2 protein-coding genes are annotated in these 1,811 nt (G+C 66.4%); one reads left to right on the top strand and one right to left on the bottom strand.

Going from position 1 to position 1,811, the window contains the following annotated elements:
• The coding region (locus B1964_RS21125) for a helix-turn-helix transcriptional regulator (RefSeq protein ID WP_139765821.1) at positions 1-269 on the top strand (269 nt) is incomplete at its 5' end.
• 108 nt (positions 270-377) lie between these two features.
• On the opposite strand, the gene B1964_RS21120 is transcribed toward B1964_RS21125, so the two are convergent.
• A partial coding sequence (locus B1964_RS21120; protein WP_079931166.1) for an HNH endonuclease signature motif containing protein occupies positions 378-1,811 on the bottom strand: 1,434 nt, incomplete at its 5' end.

Here is a 1,811-nt window from a genome sequence, read left to right as displayed (position 1 = left end):
TGGCATCCTCGTCCATGGCCAACCGGCTGGCCGCCGCCTGCGGCGGACTGCGCACCCCGGCGCTCGTCGAGGCCGCCCAGCCGTTGCCGCTGACCACCCGCGAACGTGAGATCGCCAACCTCGTCGCCTCCGGCCTCTCCAACAAGCAGATCGCCGCACGGCTGACCGTCTCGGTACGCACCGTCGAGGGCCACATCTACCGAGCCTGCACCAAACTCGACGTCACCGATCGCGACGGCATCGCCGATCTCATCCTGCGCGAACGCTGACCATCGGGGGTGTACCGGACGTTGCTCGGTGGTCGAGGTGCGAGGCGCGTGCGCCGAGCCTCGAGACCCGGTGAGTCACAGCTGGTTCCACCCCACAGCGGAACTCCGTCACCGCGGGTAGGTGACAATCACCTGCCCACTCCACCGACTCCGCCACTCCACCCGCCGATCGGTGTAGAGCGTTGGCACCCACTCGGCGAGGTGTTTGCGTTGATGATCTGCCCGACACAGCGGGATCAGATCACCGAGCACCGTCCACCCTCCGGCCTCGGGGTCGGTGTGGTTGAAGGGTCGCCAATGATCGAGGTCGCACAGGTGTGAGGGCATGCCGCAGTAGGGGTATCGGCACCAGGGGTCGTTGGCCAGCACCTCAGCGCGCAAGGTGGCGCTGGGTGCATAGGTCAATGCCCCAGGAGGTGGCACGGTGTGACCACCGTGTCCGGTCGGATCCTCGGGCGGGGCCTGGGGTCGGTCGGAGATCTGCGGGATCAACGGTCCAGCCGTGCGCACGGATTCGGGATAATGGACGGTTTTCGCTATCTCGGCGAGGGTGGCCGCGTAGTCGGGGTCGATCGGTCCGTACCCCTGCAACCGGGGGACGAGAATCCCGTCCGGGTCTGTGAGCACCGTCAACACAGGTGCCCCGGGCACGACCAAGGCACGTCCGAACGCCACCGGCACCTCCTCCGGCGTCGGCTCATCCATCGGGTCGGGGATCTCGGGTTCGACGACCGGCTCCTCCGCATCGACCACCTCCTGCGCAGCGCAGGGCTCCGGCGCGACGGAAGGTTCGACATCCTCGACTTCAGGCGCATCCGCGTCAGCCGGTTCGGGGAGCAAGTCGTCCCACGCTGCCGCATCGGCAGCGTCGGCGGGTGTTTCGGCCGACCCGTTGCTGTCGGTGCCGCCACCTCGTTTCGGGCAATCATCTTGTCCGCATTCGCAGTCGAGGTGCGCCCCCGGCACACCGGTGATCTCACCCAGTGCGATCACCCGCAGCGACCCCACGCGACGCGGGTCCTTACGGCAGGTCCGTTCATCGATCAGCGCCTCGATCTGCGTCGTGAGAAACACCCCATAATGCGCGGGAACAACCGCATCCAGAGAGGAGTGCCCCGCAACATCGGGGGCGATGGTCACGTTCCCCACCAGGTCGGCGATATCTTCGCGTTCCTCGATCACGCTGTCGGGGTTCATCGAAATCAGCGCAGCGTCGAGTTGTTGCGACAGCACCGGATCGGTCGTCGCGCGGGATCCGTAGTCCAGGACGATCTCTTCGAACGACATCTCCGATTCGTTACCGGACTCATCACCGGTGTCGGTGTCCGCGCCACGTTGGGCGGCGCGCGCCATGATCGAGGCCCGGTCGGTGGACAGTTCCCCGTTCAGATAGGTGGCGCGGATGAGCGGGAACTTCTCCAACAGATCCGCCAGAGCAATCCAGCTGCCGGCCTTACTGCGGGAGACCGTGAACTGCAGAGACACTTCGGCGCGTGCGAGTTTGTCGGCGTGCTCGATCACCGAGCCCCACACCTCGACCTC

This window comes from Gordonia sp. i37 (assembly GCF_002043085.1).
GTDB classification, from domain to species: domain Bacteria; phylum Actinomycetota; class Actinomycetes; order Mycobacteriales; family Mycobacteriaceae; genus Gordonia; species Gordonia polyisoprenivorans.
The sequence above is the reverse complement of the archived record's forward strand: the minus strand, read 5'-3'. Positions and strand labels throughout refer to the sequence as shown.